Origin of the sequence: Mesorhizobium amorphae CCNWGS0123 (assembly GCF_001686985.1) — a bacterium.
GTDB lineage: Bacteria > Pseudomonadota > Alphaproteobacteria > Rhizobiales > Rhizobiaceae > Mesorhizobium > Mesorhizobium amorphae.
This window is the reverse complement of sequence record NZ_CP015318.1, coordinates 2,684,694-2,704,998: the sequence shown is the minus strand read 5'-3', so window position 1 is coordinate 2,704,998 and position 20,305 is coordinate 2,684,694. Positions and strand designations below refer to the sequence as shown.

At 62.8% G+C, this 20,305-nt stretch carries 20 protein-coding genes; 9 read left to right on the top strand and 11 right to left on the bottom strand.

Annotated features, from left to right (window positions below):
- Positions 1-64 precede the first annotated feature (64 nt).
- From A6B35_RS12485 to A6B35_RS12470, 4 genes are read right to left on the bottom strand one after another with little or no spacing between them, the layout of a single operon-like run.
- The gene (locus A6B35_RS12485) at positions 65-1,423 is read right to left on the bottom strand and encodes an MFS transporter (protein ID WP_244425836.1); all 1,359 of its coding nucleotides are present in this window, start codon (positions 1,421-1,423) and stop codon (positions 65-67) included.
- The gene (locus A6B35_RS12480) at positions 1,420-2,208 is read right to left on the bottom strand and encodes an SDR family oxidoreductase (RefSeq protein ID WP_006199684.1); all 789 of its coding nucleotides are present in this window, start codon (positions 2,206-2,208) and stop codon (positions 1,420-1,422) included. Before A6B35_RS12480 ends, A6B35_RS12485 begins: the two co-directional genes overlap by 4 nt.
- Before the next feature lies 1 nt (position 2,209).
- The gene (locus A6B35_RS12475; RefSeq protein WP_244425834.1) at positions 2,210-3,220 is read right to left on the bottom strand and encodes a D-2-hydroxyacid dehydrogenase family protein; all 1,011 of its coding nucleotides are present in this window, start codon (positions 3,218-3,220) and stop codon (positions 2,210-2,212) included.
- A complete protein-coding gene (locus A6B35_RS12470; protein WP_065518190.1) occupies positions 3,213-3,959 on the bottom strand; it encodes an RraA family protein in 747 nt (248 codons plus the stop codon). The genes A6B35_RS12475 and A6B35_RS12470 overlap by 8 nt, the downstream gene beginning before the upstream one ends.
- 65 nt (positions 3,960-4,024) lie before the next feature.
- Here A6B35_RS12470 and A6B35_RS12465 point away from each other — a divergent pair, with 65 nt between their 5' ends.
- Positions 4,025-5,065, top strand: coding sequence for a LysR family transcriptional regulator (locus tag A6B35_RS12465; protein ID WP_244897088.1), 1,041 nt, complete (start codon positions 4,025-4,027; stop codon positions 5,063-5,065).
- A gap of 76 nt (positions 5,066-5,141) precedes the next feature.
- Here A6B35_RS12465 and A6B35_RS12460 read toward each other — a convergent pair whose 3' ends face one another.
- Both A6B35_RS12460 and A6B35_RS36175 read right to left on the bottom strand, forming a co-directional pair.
- Complete coding sequence (locus tag A6B35_RS12460) at positions 5,142-6,143, bottom strand: MBL fold metallo-hydrolase (protein ID WP_244426028.1); 1,002 nt, start codon at positions 6,141-6,143, stop codon at positions 5,142-5,144.
- A gap of 182 nt (positions 6,144-6,325) precedes the next feature.
- A complete protein-coding gene (locus A6B35_RS36175; protein WP_167361592.1) occupies positions 6,326-6,682 on the bottom strand; it encodes a hypothetical protein in 357 nt (118 codons plus the stop codon).
- On the opposite strand from A6B35_RS36175, the gene A6B35_RS12455 reads away from it, so the two are divergent.
- Together A6B35_RS12455 and A6B35_RS12450 are read left to right on the top strand one after the other, a co-directional pair.
- A complete protein-coding gene (locus A6B35_RS12455; RefSeq protein ID WP_342342495.1) occupies positions 6,642-7,124 on the top strand; it encodes a GlcG/HbpS family heme-binding protein in 483 nt (160 codons plus the stop codon). The two genes, A6B35_RS36175 and A6B35_RS12455, sit on opposite strands and share 41 nt — an antisense overlap.
- A 56-nt stretch (positions 7,125-7,180) precedes the next feature.
- Complete coding sequence (locus A6B35_RS12450) at positions 7,181-7,948, top strand: hypothetical protein (RefSeq protein ID WP_006204747.1); 768 nt, start codon at positions 7,181-7,183, stop codon at positions 7,946-7,948.
- Positions 7,949-8,006: 58 nt separating this feature from the next.
- On the opposite strand, the gene A6B35_RS12445 is transcribed toward A6B35_RS12450, so the two are convergent.
- Positions 8,007-8,942: a LysR substrate-binding domain-containing protein gene (locus tag A6B35_RS12445; protein ID WP_006204748.1), complete on the bottom strand. Its 936-nt coding sequence runs from the start codon at positions 8,940-8,942 to the stop codon at positions 8,007-8,009.
- Between the two features lie 267 nt (positions 8,943-9,209).
- Here A6B35_RS12445 and A6B35_RS12440 point away from each other — a divergent pair, with 267 nt between their 5' ends.
- Both A6B35_RS12440 and A6B35_RS12435 read left to right on the top strand, forming a co-directional pair.
- Positions 9,210-9,710 carry a Kelch repeat-containing protein gene (locus A6B35_RS12440; RefSeq protein WP_006204749.1) on the top strand — a complete coding sequence of 167 codons (501 nt, stop codon included), beginning with the start codon at positions 9,210-9,212 and terminating at the stop codon, positions 9,708-9,710.
- Positions 9,614-10,255, top strand: coding sequence for a Kelch repeat-containing protein (locus A6B35_RS12435; protein WP_081482240.1), 642 nt, complete (start codon positions 9,614-9,616; stop codon positions 10,253-10,255). The genes A6B35_RS12440 and A6B35_RS12435 overlap by 97 nt, the downstream gene beginning before the upstream one ends.
- A gap of 51 nt (positions 10,256-10,306) precedes the next feature.
- Here A6B35_RS12435 and A6B35_RS12430 read toward each other — a convergent pair whose 3' ends face one another.
- The gene (locus A6B35_RS12430) at positions 10,307-11,854 is read right to left on the bottom strand and encodes a helicase HerA-like C-terminal domain-containing protein (RefSeq protein WP_006204751.1); all 1,548 of its coding nucleotides are present in this window, start codon (positions 11,852-11,854) and stop codon (positions 10,307-10,309) included.
- A gap of 245 nt (positions 11,855-12,099) precedes the next feature.
- On the opposite strand from A6B35_RS12430, the gene A6B35_RS12425 reads away from it, so the two are divergent.
- Genes A6B35_RS12425 through A6B35_RS12415 form a run of 3 tightly spaced genes read left to right on the top strand, consistent with a single transcriptional unit; the run spans position 12,100 to position 15,950 of the window.
- A complete protein-coding gene (locus A6B35_RS12425) occupies positions 12,100-13,542 on the top strand; it encodes a methylmalonyl-CoA mutase subunit beta (RefSeq protein ID WP_006204752.1) in 1,443 nt (480 codons plus the stop codon).
- Positions 13,539-15,662, top strand: coding sequence for a methylmalonyl-CoA mutase (scpA, locus tag A6B35_RS12420; protein ID WP_006204753.1), 2,124 nt, complete (start codon positions 13,539-13,541; stop codon positions 15,660-15,662). Before A6B35_RS12425 ends, scpA begins: the two co-directional genes overlap by 4 nt.
- Before the next feature lie 60 nt (positions 15,663-15,722).
- Positions 15,723-15,950 (top strand): AbrB/MazE/SpoVT family DNA-binding domain-containing protein, encoded by a 228-nt coding sequence (locus A6B35_RS12415; RefSeq protein ID WP_006204754.1) that lies wholly within the window; start codon positions 15,723-15,725, stop codon positions 15,948-15,950.
- A 6-nt stretch (positions 15,951-15,956) separates the two neighbouring features.
- On the opposite strand, the gene greA is transcribed toward A6B35_RS12415, so the two are convergent.
- Positions 15,957-16,430, bottom strand: coding sequence for a transcription elongation factor GreA (greA, locus tag A6B35_RS12410; protein ID WP_006204755.1), 474 nt, complete (start codon positions 16,428-16,430; stop codon positions 15,957-15,959).
- A gap of 117 nt (positions 16,431-16,547) precedes the next feature.
- Between greA and A6B35_RS12405 the strand changes: the two genes are divergently transcribed.
- Positions 16,548-17,924, top strand: coding sequence for a TIGR03808 family TAT-translocated repetitive protein (locus A6B35_RS12405; protein ID WP_006204756.1), 1,377 nt, complete (start codon positions 16,548-16,550; stop codon positions 17,922-17,924).
- Here A6B35_RS12405 and A6B35_RS12400 read toward each other — a convergent pair.
- Together A6B35_RS12400 and A6B35_RS12395 are read right to left on the bottom strand one after the other, a co-directional pair.
- The gene (locus tag A6B35_RS12400) at positions 17,917-18,921 is read right to left on the bottom strand and encodes an asparaginase (protein ID WP_006204757.1); all 1,005 of its coding nucleotides are present in this window, start codon (positions 18,919-18,921) and stop codon (positions 17,917-17,919) included. The genes A6B35_RS12405 and A6B35_RS12400 overlap by 8 nt on opposite strands.
- Positions 18,922-18,949: 28 nt before the next feature.
- Positions 18,950-20,116: an acetyl-CoA acetyltransferase gene (locus tag A6B35_RS12395; RefSeq protein WP_006204758.1), complete on the bottom strand. Its 1,167-nt coding sequence runs from the start codon at positions 20,114-20,116 to the stop codon at positions 18,950-18,952.
- Positions 20,117-20,305: the final 189 nt, after the last annotated feature.

Here is a 20,305-nt window from a genome sequence, read left to right as displayed (position 1 = left end):
CTGATCCGTGGGACAATTCGTGGGACGCTTCAGGTTGCTGCAAGAGCAACCCGGAACCGGCCGGCTATCGTCTCGCGCGCACAATGGCGGCCTCGGCGGACGGCGAAGAGACGCCGCTGTCCTGGCGCGGCGCAAGGGGCTCATAGCCGGGAGTGAGTTGGATTCCACGCGTCTCGGGCAGCATAAGGGTCGCGACAAAAGCAATGCTGTAGCCCAGCAACGCCACCAGGCCGATTGCCTCCGCCAGGGTGATGTATTGCGCCAGTATTCCGATAGTGGACACTGCCGCCGCGCCGGCCGCCTTGCCGAAATTGTAGGCGAAACTCTGGCCGCTGGCGCGAATGGCGGAGGGGAACAACTCGGTGAAGAACGGCCCCAGCGTCGCATAGTTTCCGATGGTGAAGAAGCCGAACGGCGCGCCAAGAACAACCAGCGGCCAGCCAGAGAGCGGCAAAAACATGTAGGCGATGGTGATCAGCCAGGAACACAGCAGAAACAGTTGGAACGTGCGACGCCGTCCCAGACGATCGGACAGGTATGCGCTCGCCAGAAATCCAAAAAACGAGCCACCGGTCACCACGAACACGTAGTATCCCGAAGTGCTCGGCGACAGTTCGCGCACGGTCTTCATGAAGGTTGGCAGCCAGTTGACGATCGCACCGCCGACACCGATCACGCCGAACGCAAGCAATGATGACAGGATCGTTATCCGCAAGGTTTCCGGCTGGAATATCGCGCCCAATCCCGGACGAGTGCCGGTCTTCTCGACATGCGCGCGCGTTTTGACGAAAATCTCGGGCTCCTCGATCTTGCGGCGCAAATAGAGAACCAGAACGCCGGGCAGAACACCGATCATCAAGAGAACGCGCCATCCATACTCCTGAGGCAAATGCGCCAGAACCAGGCCTGCCAATATGGCGGCCGCGCTCCATCCGACGCCGAAGCCGCTCTGAACGGTGCCCACGGCCTTGCCGCGATGTTCGGCGCGAATGATCTCGCCCATGAGAACCGCCCCGGCGGCCCACTCGCCGCCAAAGCCCAGTCCTTGCATGATGCGCAGGACCATCAGCTGCTGGAAGTCCTGCGCGAAACCGGCAAGGAAAGTGAAGGCGCAGAACCACAGGATCGTGAACTGCATGATGCGGGCACGGCCGAAACGGTCGGCGAGGTACCCGCAGGCCCATCCTCCGATCGCCGCGGAGAGCAGCGTTGCCGTGGCCAGATAGCCGGCCTGCGCCGTCGTCATCCCCCAGGCAACGATGAGAACTGGCAGCACGAAGCTGAAGAGTTGCGCGTCCATCGCATCGACGGCCCAGCCGGCGAAGCAGCCCCAAAAGGTGTTGCGCTCCCGTTCCGTCAATTCCCTGTACCAAGCAAACATATCTTCCTCCCGTAAGTTTTCTTTGCAGTGGGGCCGGGTCAAACGACCAATGGAGTTAGACCTCCGTCCATGGTCAGCGACGCCCCGGTCACGTAGGAGGATCTCGCGCTGGCGAGAAAGAGCGCGGCGTCGGCCACTTCTTCAGGAGTTGCGTAGCGCCGCAGCGGGATGCGCTGCTCGTTCAATCGCAGCAGTTCCTCCGGCGTCTTGCCCGTCATTTTGGATTCGACCTCAAGCGACAACTGCAGACGCTCGGTCATGGTGGCGGCGGGATTGATGACGTTGACCCTTACCCCTGCGTGCCCCCAGGCCGCCGCCAGTCCCGCCGAGGCGAGCATCAGCGCCGCGTTGGCGGCGCCTCCCGGCAAATGCATGGGTGATGCGATTTTGCCGCCGGTGCCGACGATATTGACGATCGTGCCGGCGCGCCGTGCCACCATCAGGGGCAGGACGTTGTCCGTGACGTTCATGTAGGTGAAGAATTTCGCGTCCATCGCGATGCGCCATTTGTCCGGCGCCAACTCGCCCGGAGGAACTCTCCTGGCGCCGCCGGCTGAATTGACCAGGGACGCGATCGGCCCCACCTGATCCTCGAGTGCTGCGACCATCTCCTTTGCCGCGAGTTCGTCCGACAGGTCAGCCGCGAAACTCGCTACCGACAGGCCGTCGGCAGCCAGCGTTGCTTTCGCGGCGTCCAGGTTCTGCTGGCTGCGCGACACAATCGCCACGCGGGCCCCTTCCCTGCCAAAGGCGCGCGCGCAAGCCAGCCCTATTCCCTTGCTGCCGCCAGTTATCAGGACGACCTTGGCTTCGAGTTCGAGGTTCATTTCAGTGATCCTGTTTTGCGCCGTGGGCGTTGTGCACGTTGATCGGGCTTCCCTCGGCAAACGCCACGATCTGGTCGAACGCGTTGCCGTAGGCGAACTCGTAATTGTCGCGCTCGACGTAGCCGAGATGCGGCGTGCATAGTGCGTTGGGGAGCCGGAGCAAGCCGTCGTCCGGATTGGTGAGCGGCTCGCGTTCGAACACGTCGACGGCCGCCTTGCCGGGGCGGCCATTCTTTAGCGCCGCCACCAGAGCCCCCGGCTCGATCAGCTCGGCGCGGCTGGTGTTCACAAGCAGGGCCGTGGGCTTCATCAAGGCCAGGTCGTCAGGACCAATCACACCGGCGGTCTCGGCATTCAACCGCAGATGCAAACTGAGGACATCCGACAGGCTGAACAGCGAGTCCTTGTCCGCGGCGGTGTCAAACCCCTCGGACCTGGCACGAGCCAGCGAGCCCTCGCGGCCCCAAACCAGAACATCCATACCGAAGGCCTTGCCGATGCGCGCCACCATCGAGCCCAGCCGGCCGAAACCATAGATGCCCAGGACACGGCCTCTCAGGCCCAGCCCGATGGTCGTCTGCCAATGGCCTTGCCGCAGCGAGGCGCTCTCGAAAGGAATGTTGCGCATCGCCGCAAGGATCAGCCCCCAGGTAAACTCCACCGTCGAATAGGACGGGCGCGTCGTGAGGGCGGACGAAACGACGACGCCATGCCGGTCGCACGCCGCCAGGTCGATATGGGGGATGTGGCCGTTCTGGCTGATGAGCTTCAAATTGGGCAGGCGGCTGAGCAGATCTTCATCGATCCTGGTGCGCTCGCGCATCAGCACAAGCACATCCGCATCGGACAGACGATTTGCCAGCAGTTCGATGTCGTCAACGATATCGGTCCAGACGGTAATTTCATGGCCTTCCAGCCTGGAAAAACAGTCCAGAGTCCGCACCACGTCCTGGTAATCGTTGATGATGGCGACGCGGAGCTTTTTCACTGGATGATCCATCGCTTTATGCATTGCCCGGCAGGTCCGCGACGGCGGTGCCTGCGTCGATTGCTTCGCACTTCGCCCATTCAAAAGCTGACTTCTTCAGCGCCTTTGCGAGGACCTCGGCTGCCCGGGCGATCGGAATGAAGCAGACGCCGGTTTCGTCCGCGACCACAATATCGCCGGGAGCAACCCGGACGCCGGCGATCTGGATGTCGCCATTGATCTCCACGGTTTCGATCCGCCATTTGCCGGTGACCGGCGTGATCTCGGTGGCCCAAAGCGGGTAGCCGACCCGTCGCGAATGTCCGAGGTCGCGAATGCCTCCGGAGACGATAGCGCCTGCCTCCCCCTGTCTTTTTCCCGTCTGGGCCGAGATTCCGCCCATGTTCGAAACGCCGGCGACGCCGTCGATGACCACCACGTCGCCCGGCAGTGCCAGATTGTGGGCTTCGAACTCCGCCATCCGATTGACGTGGTTTCGCGCCGTCTCGTAGACATGCTCGCGCTGCAGGATGTTGCGTACCGTCAGCGCTGGACCGACGATAGACGTTGAAGGCAGGGTCGGCTTCAGAAGCGATGCGCCGATCGCGCCGGTGATGCCGAGCTCATCCAAAATATCCGAAACAACGCTGGTGGCGTCGCCGATCCGCTTGAACCCGTCGATCAGTTCCTTCGGCGGACGCGGCGTCCGCATCAGCCGGATGCGGTCGGCGCTGATCTTGCCGGTCAGTTTCGGCAGCACGTCCGCGAAAGCGAGATCATTCATGGCGTATCCTCTATTTTGGACGGAGCTTTTATCACCGGTTGCGAGGCGCGCGCAGTCACTCGCACGTGTTCGGCGGCTCGTTCGAAACAGGATTGCTTGCCGCGGCGAGCACGTCCAATTTAGAATTAGACACTAGCGTCATTTCCTGGGTGAATAACGTGCGCCTCGACTTGAACCTGATCGCCGTCCTCGAGGCCATCATGCTGGAACGAAACGTGACACGTGCGGCCGCGAGCCTGGCAATGAGCCAGCCGGCGGTCAGCAACGCGTTGCGTCGCGCCCGCAAGCTGACGAAGGATCAGCTCTTCCTCAAGACGGCGACGGGTGTCCAGCCGACGGCCCGCATGGTCGCGATGTGGCCCGAACTGCATCGCTCGCTTACGGCAATCCGCGCCTCTTTCGCGCCCGACGACTTCGACCCCGCATCGGATGCGACCAGTTTTCGAATTGCCGTCACCGACAGTCTTGCCATGGAAGGCGTCAGCGCAATCACGCTGAAGCTACAGGCAGCGTCCCCACGCGCGCGTGTTTCCTTTGCGGTTCATACCCATGAAAGCTCCCTGGAAGGGATCGACCGCGGTACGCTTGACTGCGCCGCTGGCATGTTTGCCTCTCTGCCAAGAGACGTTCATGTGCAAAGCCTGCGGACGGATCGCTATGTCTGCGCAATGCGCAGCGGGCACGAATTTGCTGGCGGGCTGGCGCTGGATCAGTTCACCGCCGCGACGCATGTCTTGGTAACCCCGTCCGGCCTGGAGCTGGGACTGGTGGATGGATGGCTCGGCCTGACCGGACGGACAAGGACGATCGCCGTGGTCGTCAATCACTTTGCCGACGCGCTGAGGATCGTCTCACGCAGCGACCTTCTGACCTGCGTGCCGCTTGGCTTCTTCAGCGGACCGTGGCGTGCCGTTGCCGACAAGCACGAGCTGGTGGTGCGCGACTTGCCGTTCGAAACGGAGAAACTGCTCTACAAGCTGATCTGGCACGAACGATTGCACACACACCCTGCCCACCAATGGTTTCGATCGCTGGTGGGAGATGTCTGCGGTTCGCCGTTCGACGGCCCGCCGATTGGAGAAACGGCCTCCGCCAGGCCCGCATAAGCTGTCTTGTGAGCGGGATGGGCCTCCAGGAGGTCTTTTGCGCGAATTCACTTCCGCTTTGAGGTGATAGACCACCCTATCCGTAATTTAGAGGCAAGTATGTGTAGGTTTTATCGGGGTCGCGTCGCACATGGCCCAGCCCAGGAAACGATATGTGCGCACCGCCCACGATGTAGCCGTTTTCGGCCGCATCAGCGAATGCGAGCTCGTGCACGCGTTCGGCCTCGGATGCATCTGCATCGTATTGGATTGTGACGGAAGGGTCTTTGAACTGCACTGCGGCGACATGCACGACATCGCCCCACAGCACTACCTTCTCGCCCCTGCTCTCGACCACGTACATGGTGTGTCCGGGCGTGTGGCCATAGGCTGTTTGCGCGCGCACACCCGGCACGAGATCGGTGTCGCCTTCGAAAACGGCGAGCTTGCCGGCTCGCATATATGGCGTGATCGACGCCATCGCCGCCTGAAAGAACCGCTTCGCCTCGGCCGGAGCAGCGCTCATATTGTCCTCGCTCAGCCAGTAATCGGTGTCCCGCTTCTCGACTCGTACGATGGCATTGGGAAAGGCCCTCTGGCCCTCAATCATGAGACCGCCAACGTGATCCGTGTGCAGATGTGTAAGGTAAAGCTCGTCGACCTGCTCAGGCCGATAGCCCGAGGCGCGCAGATTGGCGAGCAGATGGCCCGTCGTTGGCCCCAATAGCGAGCCTGCACCGGCGTCGATCAAGACCAGTTTGGCTCCGGTATTGACGAGAAAGGAATTGTGCGAGGTTTCGACGAGGTCGCCGAGATAGTTGCGTTTCAGGGCTTCTTCGATCCGAGCCGGGTCGCCCTGCAGCAACTTCGTAGCGGGCAGCATATTGCTGCCGTCGGATAACGCCGTTAGCTCAAAATCACCGACCGCCAGCCGATAGAACCCGGGTGCCTGGCTTTTCACCATGGGCGCATCTGCGAGCAGGGGCGTCGCAAAACCGCAGGCCAGGCAAAGACAACCAGCTGCTAAAAAGGCGCGGCGGGTAGGATTGACGGCGTCGCCGCTGGGCAGCTGGACAGAGCCTTTGGTGTCGTCGAACAAGCGATCGAGCGGTATCCGGGGAGCGACCATTTTCGGACCTCTGTTTGCGTTTGTCGGGGCACTGCAGCTGACTTCCGCCTCGCTGCACACTCGCCGAAGCTCTGCACGCCTCGGCCCGGCTGTTGCGGGCGTACCGTCGCCGAGATGGCCAACCCCGTCCAATTCAGAGTTTAGGGGCAGCATCATAACTCGGTTGAATAACGGCGGCTTAACCGTTGCACACCAGGCGGCTTGCGTTGGGCGCAATTCATCGCGTTCGTGTGCCGCCTATCGACCGCGTCATTGTCCGTGCAAACCCATTCTTCCAGATCCCCAAATACTCCATTTCGGAAGTCGTCATTCATTCGCGGAACGGCCAGGAATATCCACGTCCAGTGACCAACGGCATTCAAATCTACCAATGATCGATGAGCGCCCGTCAGGTCTTCTCGTGAAGCGGCAACGACCTTCGCTTCGTCTCGACGAAACAAGGTCGCATGACCAACGAAAGGTTCAACTATGTCTATGTCAAAATCGGCCGCGGCCGCAGCAGCAGCCATTGGCTTTCTCTCGGTTACCACCTTAGCATTTGCCAGCGACGCTGATGTTTATGGTCCCGATATCACCCTGTCGGAGGCCAAGCAGGTTGCCGCCGGCGCTGTCAAGGAATGCGCAGCCAACAAGTGGCTCATGGCCATCGCCGTCGTCGATACGCACGGCGCCCTGGTCTACTACGAAAAGGCAGATAACACCGAGGTGGCGAGCGCCCAGATCGCCTTGGACAAAGCAACTTCGGCAGCCGTCTACAAGCGTCCGACACGCGACTTCTTCGACGTCACGGCCAAGATGGGTCCTTTCATGCTGAACATGGATCACGTCATCGCAGCGCCTGGCGGCATTCCGGTCATGAAGGACGGCAAGATCGTCGGTGCGATCTCGGCCAGTGGCGGCACGGGCGCGCAGGACGAGCAGTGCGCCAAGGCCGGCCTTGCCGGCTTTTGATCCTCGTTCAGCGACGGCTCCGGACGGAGCTGCCGCACTTCAAAGGAACCATTGACATGATGCATCTCAAATCGCTGGGCAACCGTCTTGCCGCGGCCGCCGCGCTCACCATTGCGCTTGCATTGCCCTCGCTCGCAAACGCCGCCGAGCTCTACAGCGGAAGCAATTCCGATGTCCGCACGGTTCTCTACTACAAGGCTTCGACGGCTGCGCTCTCCAAGTTCCTGCCATTGGGCTGGGAGCTCAGCCCGTTTACAACAGCACCTTCCGCTGGCGCCAACCTCCAGATTGAATTTGTGGATCAGCTTTATGCGGTGGATCCCAAGGGTACAGTCGGGGCTCCGTACCGCTACGTGCTTTTCGGCATCCCGGTTCACAAGACGGGAAGCAGCGAGAGCGTGCTGATGTTGTTCGATGGCCTTTCGCGCGGTGGAGCCGGTCCTTACGGCATTGCCGAAACGGCCAAAGACGACGTCAATCGTGGGGTTCATTATAACTCGAGCCCGACGACGGTGAGCGAGAACTGGAACTTCGAAGGCGGCGGTGAGAAGGTTTCACTGCAAACGGAATTCGAACGTGGCCCGATGACCCTGGAGAAGGGCGACAGTCACGTCTACTCGCAACTCAAGCCGGAATTCTCGCGCATCTATCGCTACAAGGAGGCGACTGACGTTGTGAAGTCCGGCGACGCAAACCATCTCCGCAGCCTGTCCTTGAAGGCCGAAGGCGGAAAGTTGACCGCGATCTTCGACGGCAGCGAGAGCCTTGTCTCGGTCGTATCGTTGCCTGTCTATTCCCGCGACATCCTCGTTCCGCAACCCTGAACTCCGCTTTCTTTGGGGCGGCGGCCACCCAACAGGTTGCCGCTGCTCTCCAAAGTTTCTACTGCGCCTGCGGCTTTCTCTTTGCAGGTACATGTAGCGCGGGTCGATTCTGCTTCATGAACGCTATGAAGGCAGCAAGGGCTGCAGGTATCTGTCGGCGGCTGGGATAGTACAAGTAAATCCCGGAGATCGGGGAACCCCACCCCTCGAGGACAGTCACGACGCGTCCCGATCGCAGCTCCTCCTGCAGAAGAACGGCCGGCACCAGGCCGATTCCTGCGCCTCCGGCAATTGCACTGGCAACCGCACGAAGATCGTTGGCCACGACATGCGTGCCGGTGACGGGTTCGGCCTTCTCATCCCCCTTGTGCAGGGTCCAGGGCTGGATCGTGCCGTCCCACGGGGATCGAAGGCGAACGCACCGGTGATCCACCAGCGCGCCCGGCGCGCTGGGCTCGCCATGAGCCATCAGGTAGTCTTTCGCAGCGAAGAGAAGTTCGTTGAAAGGTTCGGCGATCCGGACGGCGATCATATCCTTCTCGATGCGTTCTCCGACCTGAATGCCCGCGTCGATGCGGTGTTCCACCAGATCAAGGTGAAGATCCTCGACAAGGATTTCGAACTCAATTTCGGGGTGCCTTGCAAGGAAGCGGCCGATAAGAGGGGCTATCAGGACAGTTGTTGCCGTCCGTGAACCCAGAATTCTCAGTTTCCCGCCCGTAGCGCTACGGAACTTGTTCAATCCGTCGAGGACACTGTCCAGTCCGCTCAATATCGGGACTATGTTGGTGAGAAGCTCTTCGCCCGCCGCGGTCAGCGACACGCTACGGGTGGTTCGTGTGAGCAGTCTCACGCCGAGCTTCTCTTCCAGACCCCTCAGCGTTTGGCTGAAGCTGGGTAGCGACACCCCCAGTGCGGCGGCGGCCCTGGTAAAGTTCAATTGCCGAGCGGCCTCCGCGAAGGCGATGAGCTCCCGCAGTTCTGGCTTGTGCATTTGTCCTCCTCGCTGGGGCGTGCGGTCGATTGACGTTTCGGCAAGTGCTCAAACTTCAATTTCCTGACCGGCGCGGCGTCGCGGCCGAAGCTCTGCCAAGGCCGCTTCGGAATAGCAAGGTTGAGCATCACATTGTTCGGCGGACCCAAAGAGCCCATTCCGCAATCGATAATTCTACCTGTTCATACGTTCAGCTACCTCCTGTTGCGAGACGAAGGCGTTCAGGCAACTCCGGGTCGGCGCCTAACCGCAACCAAGGAGCTTCCTATGAAGACGAAATTGCTGGTTTCCGCTGCGATGATAAGTCTGGCACTCAATCTTGCGCCAGCGTTCGCCCAGGATGGTACATGGCAGATGGGAACGCCGATGCCTGAGCCTCAGAGCGAGAATTCCAGCGCTGTGGTTGGCAATCAGTGGTTCGTCATTGGCGGCATCGACGTGCCGGAGGTTATGCCCGTCGGCACGGTCGTGATGTATGACGAAAATACGAAGGCCTGGTCGAAGAGAGTGGCAATGCCCGAGCCGGCCCATCATACTGCAACTGTAGCTTACGACGGCAAAGTGTATGTGTTCGGCGGTTTCGTCGGAGAGCCGGGCACCAAAGAATGGCAACCGACAGCTGATGCTTTTGTCTACGATCCGAAGACCGACGGCTGGTCAGGCTTCCACCTATGCCAACTGCCCGCGGAGCGGCAGCGGCTGTGGTGCTCGACGGAAAAATCTACGTCGTCGGCGGCGCGCATGCCCATGAGCATGGCCGTGACATGAAGGAGCCCCTTTGGGCCGACGTTCCCAACATCGTCGGCAGGACTGTCGAGGTCTACGACCCCGCATCCAGCACTTGGACAAGCCGGGCTCCCATGCAGACCGGCCGCAATCACTTTCTCGCCGCTGCTGTCGGTGGAAAAATTTATGCGATTGACGGTCGAATTGGTCTGCCCTTCGTGACCAAGAGCGACGTCACCGATCTGGTCGAGGAGTACGATCCCAAATCCGATTCCTGGACCTACAAGGGCCGTTCCCCCACGCCGCGGGGCGGGGTGTCGGGCAGCGCCTATGGTGGAAAGATCTATGTGACGGGCGGCGAGTACCAGGACCCGGCGGGCAAGCGCACGTTCTGGGCCTTCGAGGCCTACGATCCCGCAACCGACACGTGGCAGACCCTACCGCATATGCAGATTGCCCGCCACGGCTTCGTAGCCGGTTTCATTGGCAACGAGTTCCATGTCGCCGGTGGCTCCTTCCAGTCCGACGGCATGCCTGGGATCAATGCTCAGATGAACACCCACGAGTTCTACACCGTGCCCAAGTAGTTCAATTCAATGCCGATCCCGATCGATATGCGGGCTTTAGGTCGATGCTGTTCAGCGCCCCCGCGCGAGGCTCCCTAGAATCCCGCGCACGATCGCCCGCCCGACCGACGATCCCACCGAGCGCACCACCGATTTGATCGCGGCTTCCGCCACGGTCTGGCGGTCGGACGGCCGTGGCGCCGGCGCGCGCCGGCCGCCTGACTGCGGCGCGGGATCGTCATTGCCGAAGCCGGGAATGGTCCAGCGCGAGCGGCCGCTGTCGGCCTGCTGCGCCTGTTCTTCCGCCTCCTGCGCGTCCTTGGCCTTCTTCTGCAGCATCTCGAAGGCCGATTCGCGATCGACGGTGTGGTCGTACCGGCCGGAGACCGGGCTCTCGGCGATCAGTTGGCGGCGCTCGTCCGGTGTGATCGGCCCGAGCCTGGACGATGGTGGCCGGACCAGAGTCCGTTGCACCATGGACGGCACGCCCTTGGTTTCCAGCGTCGAGACCAGCGCCTCGCCGGTGCCGAGCTGGGTGATCGCCGTGGCGCAGTCGAAATCGGGATTGGGGCGGAACGTGTCAGCGGCGGTCCTGACCGCTTTCTGCTCGCGCGGCGTATAGGCGCGCAGCGCGTGCTGGACGCGGTTGCCGAGCTGGGCGAGTACGGTTTCGGGGATATCGAGCGGGTTCTGGGTGACGAAATAGACGCCGACGCCCTTCGAGCGGATCAGGCGCACCACCTGCTCGACCCGGTCGACCAGCACCTTCGGCGCATCTTCGAACAGGAGATGTGCCTCGTCGAAGAAGAAGACCAGCTTCGGCCTCTCGGGATCGCCGACTTCGGGCAGTTCCTCGAACAGTTCCGACATCAGCCAAAGCAGGAAGGTGGCGTAGAGCCTGGGGTTCATCATCAGCTTGTTGGCGGCCAGCACGCTGATGGCGCCGCGCCCGTCGCGTGTGGTGCGCATGATGTCGGCGATGTGCAGCGCCGGCTCGCCGAAGAAATGCGCCGCGCCCTGCTGCTCCAGCACCAGCAGCGTGCGCTGGATGGCGCCGACCGAAGGCTTGGTCACATTGCCGTAGCGGGAGCTGATCTCCTCGGCGCGCTCGGCGATGTTGGCAAGCAGCGCCTGCAGGTCCTTGAGGTCGAGCAGCAGCAGGCCTTCCTCGTCGGCGATGCGGAAGGCGATGTTCATGATGCCCTCCTGCGCCTCGGAAAGGTTCATCAGCCGCGACAGAAGCAACGGCCCCATTTCAGATATGGTGGCGCGGATCGGGTGGCCCTGCTCGCCGAACAGGTCCCAGAAGATGACTGGGAATTCCTGGAAGTCGTAGGGATCGAGCTTGATCTGCTCGGCCCGCTTGACGAGGAAATCCTGCGCCGTGCCCATCATGGCGATGCCCGACAGGTCGCCCTTGATATCGGCGCAGAACACCGGCACGCCGGCATTGGAAAAGCCTTCGGCCAGGATCTGCAGGCTGACCGTCTTGCCGGTGCCGGTAGCGCCGGTGATCAGGCCATGGCGATTGCCGTATTGCAGCAGGAGCTGCTCGGCGCGCTGGTAGCTGTCATCGGGCTTGCGGCTGGCGCCGATGAAAATGCTCTTGTCGTCAGCCATAATGTCCGGTCTCCGCAAACTGATCCGTCGAAAATGTCGGGCTTATCCGAGGTATAGTAACGCTACCGCGCAGCGGCAATGGCCGCCATTGAAATTGGCCTTTTCGAAACTTGCGGATTTTGTACATGTTTGGCAATCGGTTAGCTATCGTCGGGAACTTGCGGAACGGATGCCGCATTGTGATATCCAACCGGGGACTTTAGACTGGGCTCCCGGCTGATGCAGCCGAGAAAACGGGGAATGCAATGGGCGCCGGCGCCTTGACCATGGATGTCGATCTTCCGAACGTTGAGCGCCAGCGCTGGCTGACCTTGGCGGAAAAGGCGCTTGCCGGCGGATCCTTCGAGGACAAGCTGGTGTCGCATAGCGACGACGGCATCCGCATCGAGCCGCTCTACGAGCGTTCGGTCACGGCTGAGCCGCTGGTGCGGGCAAACCCCAAATTGGCATGGATCGTCAGCCAGCGCATCGACGATCCGGATATCGGCCGCGCCAAGACGCAGGCGCTGGAAGACGTCGCGCAGGGCGCGACCGGGCTGTCGCTGGTTTTCGAAGGCGCGCCGAATGCTTTCGGCTACGGCCTGCCGAGGACGGCCGAGGCGCTGGAAACGGTTTTGGACGGCGTGCCGCTCAACCGCGTGCAGATCCGTATCGACGCCCATCCCTGGAGCCGCGCCGTGGCCGACTGGCTGGTGGCGTTCCTCGGCAAGCGGCGCTCCGACCCGGCAAAGCTCAACCTGTCCTTCGGCATCGATCCGGCGGCGATCTTCGCCGGCACCGGCCGGCTGCGCATGTCGATCGAGGCCCTGCAGGCCTCGATGCCGCAATCGCTGGCGCATTTCTTCTCGATGGGCGTTCCGGGTGTGCTGCTCGAGGCGGACGGGCGCGTCTTCCACAATGCCGGTGCCACCGAGGCGCAGGAACTCGGCACGATGCTAGCGTCGGCGGTCTCCTATCTCAAGATGTTCGAGCAGGCGCGCCAGCCGCTGGTCTACGCCGCACCCCATATCGGCTTCGCGCTCGGCGTCGACCAGGACCAGTTCCTGTCGATGGCCAAGGTCCGCGCCTTGCGCCGGCTGTGGGCACGGATCCAGGAAGCCTGCTCGATCCCGGCCTCGACGGCCAGCATCCATGCCGAGACGTCCTATCGCATGATGACCGCGGCCGACCCGGAGACGAACATATTGCGCACCGCGATCGCCGGTTTTGCCGCGGCCGCTGGGGGCGCCGATTCCATCTCCGTCCTGCCGCATACGATCGCGCACGGACTGCCGGCCGGCTTTGCCCGTCGCGTCGCCCGTAACACGCAGCTGATCATGGCCAATGAAAGCCATGTCGACCATGTCGCCGATCCGGCGAGCGGTTCGGGCGCCGTCGAGGCGCTGACCGCCGATCTGTGCGCGGCCGCCTGGGAGGAATTCCAGCGGATCGAGGCGGAGGGTGGCGTGCTGGTCAGCCTGCAGCAGGGATACATCCAGAATCGCGTCCAGACCGCGTCCGCAAAGCGCAACGCCGAGTACCGATCGGGAGAACGCGCGATCGTCGGCACGACGGTTTTCCGGTCCGGCACCGAGCGTCCGGTCGAGACGCTGCCGGCCGAGCGGCGGCCAGCCCTGACCGAGGGCGTGGCAGTGTGTGAGCCGCTGTTTCCGGTCCGCATCGATCAGTCGATCGGAGCCGGATCATGATCCCGGATTTCAGCCAGATCGGCTGGTCGGCGCCACGACGCATGCCGGCCGAGGTCAAGGGCCAGCGGCTGACGCCGGAAGGCATCGCCGTCAAGCATCTCTACGGCCAGGGCGACCTCAAGGGTGTCCCGCATCTTGATACCTATCCCGGCCTGCCGCCCTTCGTGCGCGGCCCCTACCCGACCATGTATGTCCAGCAGCCGTGGACGATCCGGCAATATGCCGGGTTCTCGACGGCCGAGGAATCGAACGCCTTCTACCGGCGCAATCTTGCCGCCGGCCAGAAAGGCCTGTCGGTCGCTTTCGACCTCGCCACCCATCGCGGCTATGACAGCGACCATCCGCGCGTCGCCGGCGATGTCGGCATGGCGGGCGTCGCCATCGATTCCATCCTCGACATGCGCCAGCTGTTCGACAGCATACCGCTCAACGAAATGACGGTGTCGATGACCATGAACGGCGCGGTGCTGCCGATCATGGCGCTTTACATCGTGGCGGCGGAAGAACAGGGCGTTGCGCCGCAGGATCTCGCCGGAACCATTCAGAACGACATTCTGAAAGAGTTCATGGTACGCAACACCTACATCTATCCGCCAAAGCCTTCGATGCGGATCGTGTCTGACATTTTCTCCTACACGTCTCAGCATATGCCGAAGTTCAATTCGATCTCGATCTCCGGCTACCACATGCAGGAGGCGGGGGCGACTGCCGACCTCGAGCTTGCATACACGATTGCCGACGGCATCGAGTATGCCCGTGCCGGCGTCGCCGCCGGCCTCGACATCGACCGCTTCGCGCCACGGCTTTCCTTCTTCTGGGCCGTCGGCATGGACTTCTTCATGGAGGTCGCCAAGCTCAGGGCCGCGCGGCTTTTATGGTCGAACCTGATGAAGAAGAATTTTGCGCCAAAGGACGAGCGATCGCTGTCGCTGCGCACCCATTGCCAGACGTCGGGCTGGTCGCTGACGGCGCAGGACCCTTACAACAACATCACGCGCACCATGGTCGAGGCGATGGCGGCGACGCAAGGCCATACCCAGTCGCTGCACACCAACTCCTTCGACGAGGCGATGGCGCTGCCGACCGACCATTCGGCGCGTATCGCCCGCAACACGCAGCTCATCCTGCAAAAGGAATCGGGCACGACGCGCATCGTCGATCCGTGGGGCGGCTCGGCCTTTGTCGAACGGCTGACGCATGATCTGGCGGCGCGCGCGCTTGCCCATATCGAGGAGGTCGAGAGCCTTGGCGGCATGGCCGCCGCGATCGAGAAAGGCATCCCGAAACTGCGCATCGAGGAGGCCGCCGCCCGCACCCAGGCGCGTATAGACTCCGGCGAGCAGACCCTGGTCGGCGTCAATGCACATCGCCCGGAGAAGGATATCGAGGTCGATGTGCTGAAGATCGACAATGCCGAGGTCCGGGCCCGGCAATTGTCGAAGCTGCAACGCCTGAAGGGCACGCGCGATGTCGGCGCGGTCGAGAGCGCGCTGGATGCACTCACCCGCGCGGCGGAGAGCGGCGAAAACCTGCTTGAATTCGCCATACGCGCCGCGCGCGTCAATGCCACGGTCGGCGAGATCTCGCTGGCGCTGGAAAAAGTGTTCGGCCGCCATGTCGCTTCGGTGCAGACGATCTCCGGCGTCTATCGCAACGCGCTTGGCGACAATGCAGCTGTCGACCGGCTACAGGACAAGATCGCGGCCTTCGAGGAAAAGTCCGGCAGCAAGCCGCGCATCCTCGTCGCCAAGATGGGACAGGACGGCCACGATCGCGGCCAGAAGGTCATCGCCACCGCCTTCGCCGATCTCGGCTTCGACGTCACCGTCGGGCCGATGTTCCAGACGCCGGAAGAGATCGCCAGGCTCGCGGTCCAGCATGACGTGCACATCATCGGCGCCTCATCGCTGGCGGCAGGCCATCTGACGCTCATCCCCGAACTCAAGGGCGCGCTGAAGAAGCTCGGCCGCGACGACATGCTGATCGTCGCCGGCGGCGTCATCCCGCCGCAGGACTACGACGCCGTGCTCAAAGCAGGTGCGGCGGAAATCTTCCCGCCGGGCACGGTCATCCCGGAAGCGGCGGACCGGCTGATGGATCGGTTGCTGGCGGCAGGATAAGGTTGCTGCACCTCTAAGCAGGTTGTATTAGATGAAATATACAACCAGAATGAGGCAACCGTGAAGACGATCATCCACAAGCTCGACGACGGATCGGATGCCGTGATCTTGCCACGGGAAATGCTCAACAACCTGAACCTGCAGGTGGGCGATCAACTCCAGATCATCGAAACCGACGACGGCATCACTCTAAGGCCGGTGGGCGGTGACGACTTCGAACGGCAGATGCATGCCGCTCGTGATGTCATGGACAAGTATGAGGTCGCATTGCAAAAGCTGGCAAAGTAGACGAAGTCAGCCGTCCGACAGCTTGACGATTTCCCATTCCTTGCCGTTGACGCTTGCCACGTCGCCGACCTTCTTGCCGAACAGCGCTACGGCCATCGGCGAGACATGGGAAATCGAGCCCTTGGCCGGGTCGGCCTCGTCCTCGCCGACGATCTTCCAGTGCACCTTCCTGCCGTCATCGCCCTCAAGCGTGACGCCCATGCCGAAACGAACCAGGTCGCTGCCCGGCTCCGGCACGGACAGCTCGGCGCCTTCGCGCCTGGCGGTCCAGTAGCGCAGGTCGCGCGACACCAGCGCGATGCGCTCGCGGTCGGCCCTTTTCTCGGCCTTCGCCAGTTCGTCGCGCAATTCGGTCAATTCAGAGTCGATCAGCGCGAGACCGCGCTCCGTCACCAGATTGCGGTGCTGGCTGACCGGCCGCTCGCCAATGCCGGCAATGGCGTTTTCGCTGTCTTCCTCTCGGGTGAAGGCCCTGCTCATAAACCAAACTTAGGCGTGTGACAGTGACTTCACAAGCCATTGCCTGCGTTCCGGCCAGGTCGGTCCGGCCTGGCACGTTTCCTGCGATTGAGCGGCAAACACCAGGAATCTGTGCCGATGTTGAACAGACGAACGCTGCTCACGGGAACCGCCGGCTTTGCCGTCATCGGCCTCGCGCTGGGCAAGGCCTCGGCAAAAGTCCTGCCCGGCATCGAGAAGGCCTCGATGCGCGGCTCGATCGACGCCACCGAGCTTGGCGTACAGCCCGGCGCGGTCGACGACCAGAGCAAGGCTTTCGCCAAGCTGCTGCGCGACGCCACCGAGCACGACCTGCCGGTGTTCCTGCCACCAGGAACCTATGTCGTGTCGAATCTGACGCTTCCAGCCCGTGTGAGGCTCTCCGGCGTGCCGGGCGCGACGCGGATCGTCTATGGCGGCAACGGCCATCTGATGATGGCCGAGCAGGCCGAGCATATCGAACTCAGCGGGCTGGTGTTCGACGGTGCCAACCGCTGGATGGCCGACTATGCGCAAGGGCTGCTCGACCTGCGTCGCGTCGGCCACCTAGTGATCGACAATTGCCAGGTAACCGGCAGCGGCAAGAACGGTCTGGCGCTGGAGCATGTGACCGGTCGCATCGGGCGTTCGGACATTTCGGGCGCGGCGGACGCCGGCATCTATTCGGTCGAGGCCGGCGGCCTGGAGATATCGGGCAACACCGTGTCCGACTGCGGCAATGGCGGCATCCTCGTGCATCGCTGGCAGCAGGCGGAGGACGGCACCATCGTCAGCGGCAACCGCGTCCAGCGCATCCAGGCGCGCAGCGTCGGCACCGGCCAGAACGGCAACGGCATCAACACCTTCCGCGCCGGCAATGTCGCCATTTCGGGCAACATCGTTTCGGACTGCGCCTTCTCGGCGATCCGCGCCAACAGTTCGAGCAACCTGCAGGTCACCGGCAACACCTGCTCGCGGTCCGGGGAAACCGCGCTCTATTCCGAATTCTCCTTTGAAGGCGCGATCATCGGCAACAACATCATCGATGGCGCGGCCAACGGCATCTCGATCGTCAATTTCAACGAAGGCGGCCGCCTGGGAGTGTGCTCGAACAACATCGTGCGTAACCTCTCGACCACAGGCCCCTACCCCGCCGATGCCCCCGGCTTCGGCGTCGGCATCAGCGTCGAGGCCGACACCACCGTCTCCGGCAATGTCGTCGAGAACGCACCGCTCTACGGTATACAGATCGGCTGGGGGTCGTATCTGCGCAATGTCGTGGCGACCGGAAACATCATCCGCAAGGCTGGAACCGGCATCGTCGTGTCAGTGGTCGAAGGCGCCGGAACGGCAGTCATCTCGGACAATGTCATCGACGGGGCGAGGAACGGCGCCATCATCGGCCAGCGCTGGGCGGAGCCGGCGACGGGTGACCTCGCCTCACTGGGCAATGCCGGCTATGCGCATCTGACCGTCGAGCGCAACCACGTCAGCTGAGCGCCGCGGTCGGTCGGAGCGAACCCACCTTGGCGCCGATGCGGCTCTCGATCGCCGGATTGGCTTGTTCGATCAGCTTTGCCGCCAGCGCCTCATCGGCGCGCAGCAGCTTCGCCAGCACGGCAGCGGTCATGGCTTCGGCGGCACGGCCGGCGCCGTCGTCGCATTTGAGCGCAATGCCCAGGCCCAGTTCGGGAACTGCCGCACAGTAGACGCCTTCGGCGCCAGTCTTGACGAAAATGCGGCCGGGCGCGGCCTGCATCAACGCAACGTCGGCCCTGCCGGTGCCGGCGACGAGAAAAGGCTCGGCCATGCAGGCGGAAAACAGCCGCTTCGCCGCCTTGGCGCGCACCGGCTCGAAACCGGCGCCGGTCGCCATGCGGGCAAAGCCCAGCGCAAAGTTTTTCAGCGGCACGGCATAGGTCGGGATCGAGCAGCCGTCGGTGCCGCAATGATCGACATCATGGGCGGCGCCCGTCACCGCCTGCATGGCGTCGCGGACCAACTCCTGGAAGGCATGGCCCGCCTTGACGTAGCCGCGATGCGCAATGCCGGTGTGCACGCAGGTGCAGAGGAAGCCGGCATGCTTGCCGGAGCAGTTGTTGTGCAGCGGGTTCGGCACGCCGCCGGTGCGCGCCAGCGCCACCGTCGCGTCATGATCCATCGGCCAGTGCGCGCCGCATTCGAGTGCGGTCCGGTCAAGGCCGGCCTTGGCCAGCATCGCGTCGGCCAGTTCGGCATGTGCCGGCTGGCCGGAATGCGAGGCGCAGGCGAGCGCCAGTTCGCGGTCGCCGAAGCCATAGGCATCGGCCGCACCGCTTTCGACCAGCGGCAGGGCCTGGATCGCCTTGACCGCAGAGCGCGGAAACACCGGACGCGCCGTGTCGCCGAGCTCCCAGACGGGCTTGCCGTCGGCATCGAACACGGAGACCGCACCGCGATGGCCGCTCTCGACCACCGCGCCGCGCAAAACCTCGACCAGAACAGGATTTGTCATGAAATCACCCGCGAAATGCGGGCCGCTTCTACCTGATCCGGTCGAGAATGGAAACGTAGTTGGCGACCGCGGCACCGCCCATGTTGAAAATGCCGCCGAGCTTGGCGCCCGGCACCTGGATGCCGCCAGCCTCGCCGACAAGCTGCATGGCAGTCAACACATGCATCGACACGCCGGTAGCACCGATCGGATGGCCCTTGGCCTTAAGCCCACCGGAAGGGTTGACCGGCAGCCGGCCGTCCTTTGCCGTCGTGCCGTCCAGGGCCAGTTTCGCGCCCTCGCCCGGCTTGGCCAGGCCCATCGCCTCATATTCGATCAGCTCGGCGATGGTGAAGCAGTCATGCGTCTCGACGAAGGAGAGGTCGTCCAGCGTCACACCGGCTTTTTTCAGCGCCTGGTTCCAGGCCTGCTCGCAGCCCTCGAAAGCAAGAATGTCGCGCTTCGACATCGGCAGGAAATCCTGCACATGCTCGTTGGCGCGGAAGGCGACCGCGCGACGCATCTTCAGCGCCGTCGAAGTGTCGGCCAGCACCAGAGCGGCCGCACCGTCGGAAACCAGCGAACAGTCGGTGCGCTTCAGCGGTCCGGCGACGAAGGGATTCTTCTCGCTTTCCTGGCGGCAGAACTCAAAGCCGAAATCCTTGCGCATCTGTGCATAGGGGTTGTCGACGCCGTTCTTGTGGTTCTTGGCGGCAATCATCGCGAGTGCGTCCGACTGGTCGCCATAGCGCTGGAAATAGGCCTGCGCGATCTTGCCGAACACGCCGGCGAAGCCGGCCGGCGTCTCGCCGTCCTCCGGCAGGTAGGATGCCTTGAGCAGGTTCTTGCCGATTTCGGGACCGGGCGTCGTCGTCATCTGCTCGGCACCGACCACCAGCACCACGCGGGCGGCATTGGCGTCGATGGCGCGGATGCCTTGCCGGACCGCCGCCGAGCCGGTGGCGCAGGCGTTCTCGACTCGGGTCGCCGGCTTGAAGCGCAGCCGGTCGTCGGCCTGCAGCACCAGGCTTGCGGTGAAATCCTGGGGGGAAAAGCCGGCGTTGAAATGGCCGAGCACGATCTCATCGACATCGTCCGGACCGATGCCGGCATGGTCGAGCGCGTCCGTTGCCACTTTGACGATCAGGCCCTCCAGCGTCTCGCCTTCGAGCTTGCCGAAGCGCGAATGCGCCCAGCCGACGATGCATGCGGTCATCTCAACCTCCAACCTCAGCGCCAGCCTAGCACGTTAGGCAGCGGCGCGCCGTTCAAGCATTGTTCAAGTGTGAACCATATCTGCCGCTCCGTGAAGGGCCGGAACCGAACAATCGCTTGGTGCAGCGCTTTTGGTCTGTCGATTTTTTGTTGATTGATCCGTCAATAAAAAATAATCATGCCGGTAGGA

Bases quoted from the DNA above. Each gene is read 5' to 3' on its own strand.
- A6B35_RS12480 (WP_006199684.1), bottom strand. From the start codon at position 2,208: ATGAACCTCGAACTCGAAGCCAAGGTCGTCCTGATAACTGGCGGCAGC.
- A6B35_RS12475 (WP_244425834.1), bottom strand. From the start codon at position 3,220: ATGCATAAAGCGATGGATCATCCAGTGAAAAAGCTCCGCGTCGCCATC.
- A6B35_RS12470 (WP_065518190.1), bottom strand. From the start codon at position 3,959: ATGAATGATCTCGCTTTCGCGGACGTGCTGCCGAAACTGACCGGCAAG.
- A6B35_RS12455 (WP_342342495.1), top strand. From the start codon at position 6,642: ATGTCTATGTCAAAATCGGCCGCGGCCGCAGCAGCAGCCATTGGCTTT.
- A6B35_RS36175 (WP_167361592.1), bottom strand. From the start codon at position 6,682: ATGGCTGCTGCTGCGGCCGCGGCCGATTTTGACATAGACATAGTTGAA.
- A6B35_RS12450 (WP_006204747.1), top strand. From the start codon at position 7,181: ATGATGCATCTCAAATCGCTGGGCAACCGTCTTGCCGCGGCCGCCGCG.
- A6B35_RS12445 (WP_006204748.1), bottom strand. From the start codon at position 8,942: ATGCACAAGCCAGAACTGCGGGAGCTCATCGCCTTCGCGGAGGCCGCT.
- A6B35_RS12440 (WP_006204749.1), top strand. From the start codon at position 9,210: ATGAAGACGAAATTGCTGGTTTCCGCTGCGATGATAAGTCTGGCACTC.
- A6B35_RS12435 (WP_081482240.1), top strand. From the start codon at position 9,614: ATGCCAACTGCCCGCGGAGCGGCAGCGGCTGTGGTGCTCGACGGAAAA.
- A6B35_RS12430 (WP_006204751.1), bottom strand. From the start codon at position 11,854: ATGGCTGACGACAAGAGCATTTTCATCGGCGCCAGCCGCAAGCCCGAT.
- A6B35_RS12425 (WP_006204752.1), top strand. From the start codon at position 12,100: ATGGGCGCCGGCGCCTTGACCATGGATGTCGATCTTCCGAACGTTGAG.
- scpA (WP_006204753.1), top strand. From the start codon at position 13,539: ATGATCCCGGATTTCAGCCAGATCGGCTGGTCGGCGCCACGACGCATG.
- greA (WP_006204755.1), bottom strand. From the start codon at position 16,430: ATGAGCAGGGCCTTCACCCGAGAGGAAGACAGCGAAAACGCCATTGCC.
- A6B35_RS12405 (WP_006204756.1), top strand. From the start codon at position 16,548: ATGTTGAACAGACGAACGCTGCTCACGGGAACCGCCGGCTTTGCCGTC.
- A6B35_RS12400 (WP_006204757.1), bottom strand. From the start codon at position 18,921: ATGACAAATCCTGTTCTGGTCGAGGTTTTGCGCGGCGCGGTGGTCGAG.
- A6B35_RS12395 (WP_006204758.1), bottom strand. From the start codon at position 20,116: ATGACCGCATGCATCGTCGGCTGGGCGCATTCGCGCTTCGGCAAGCTC.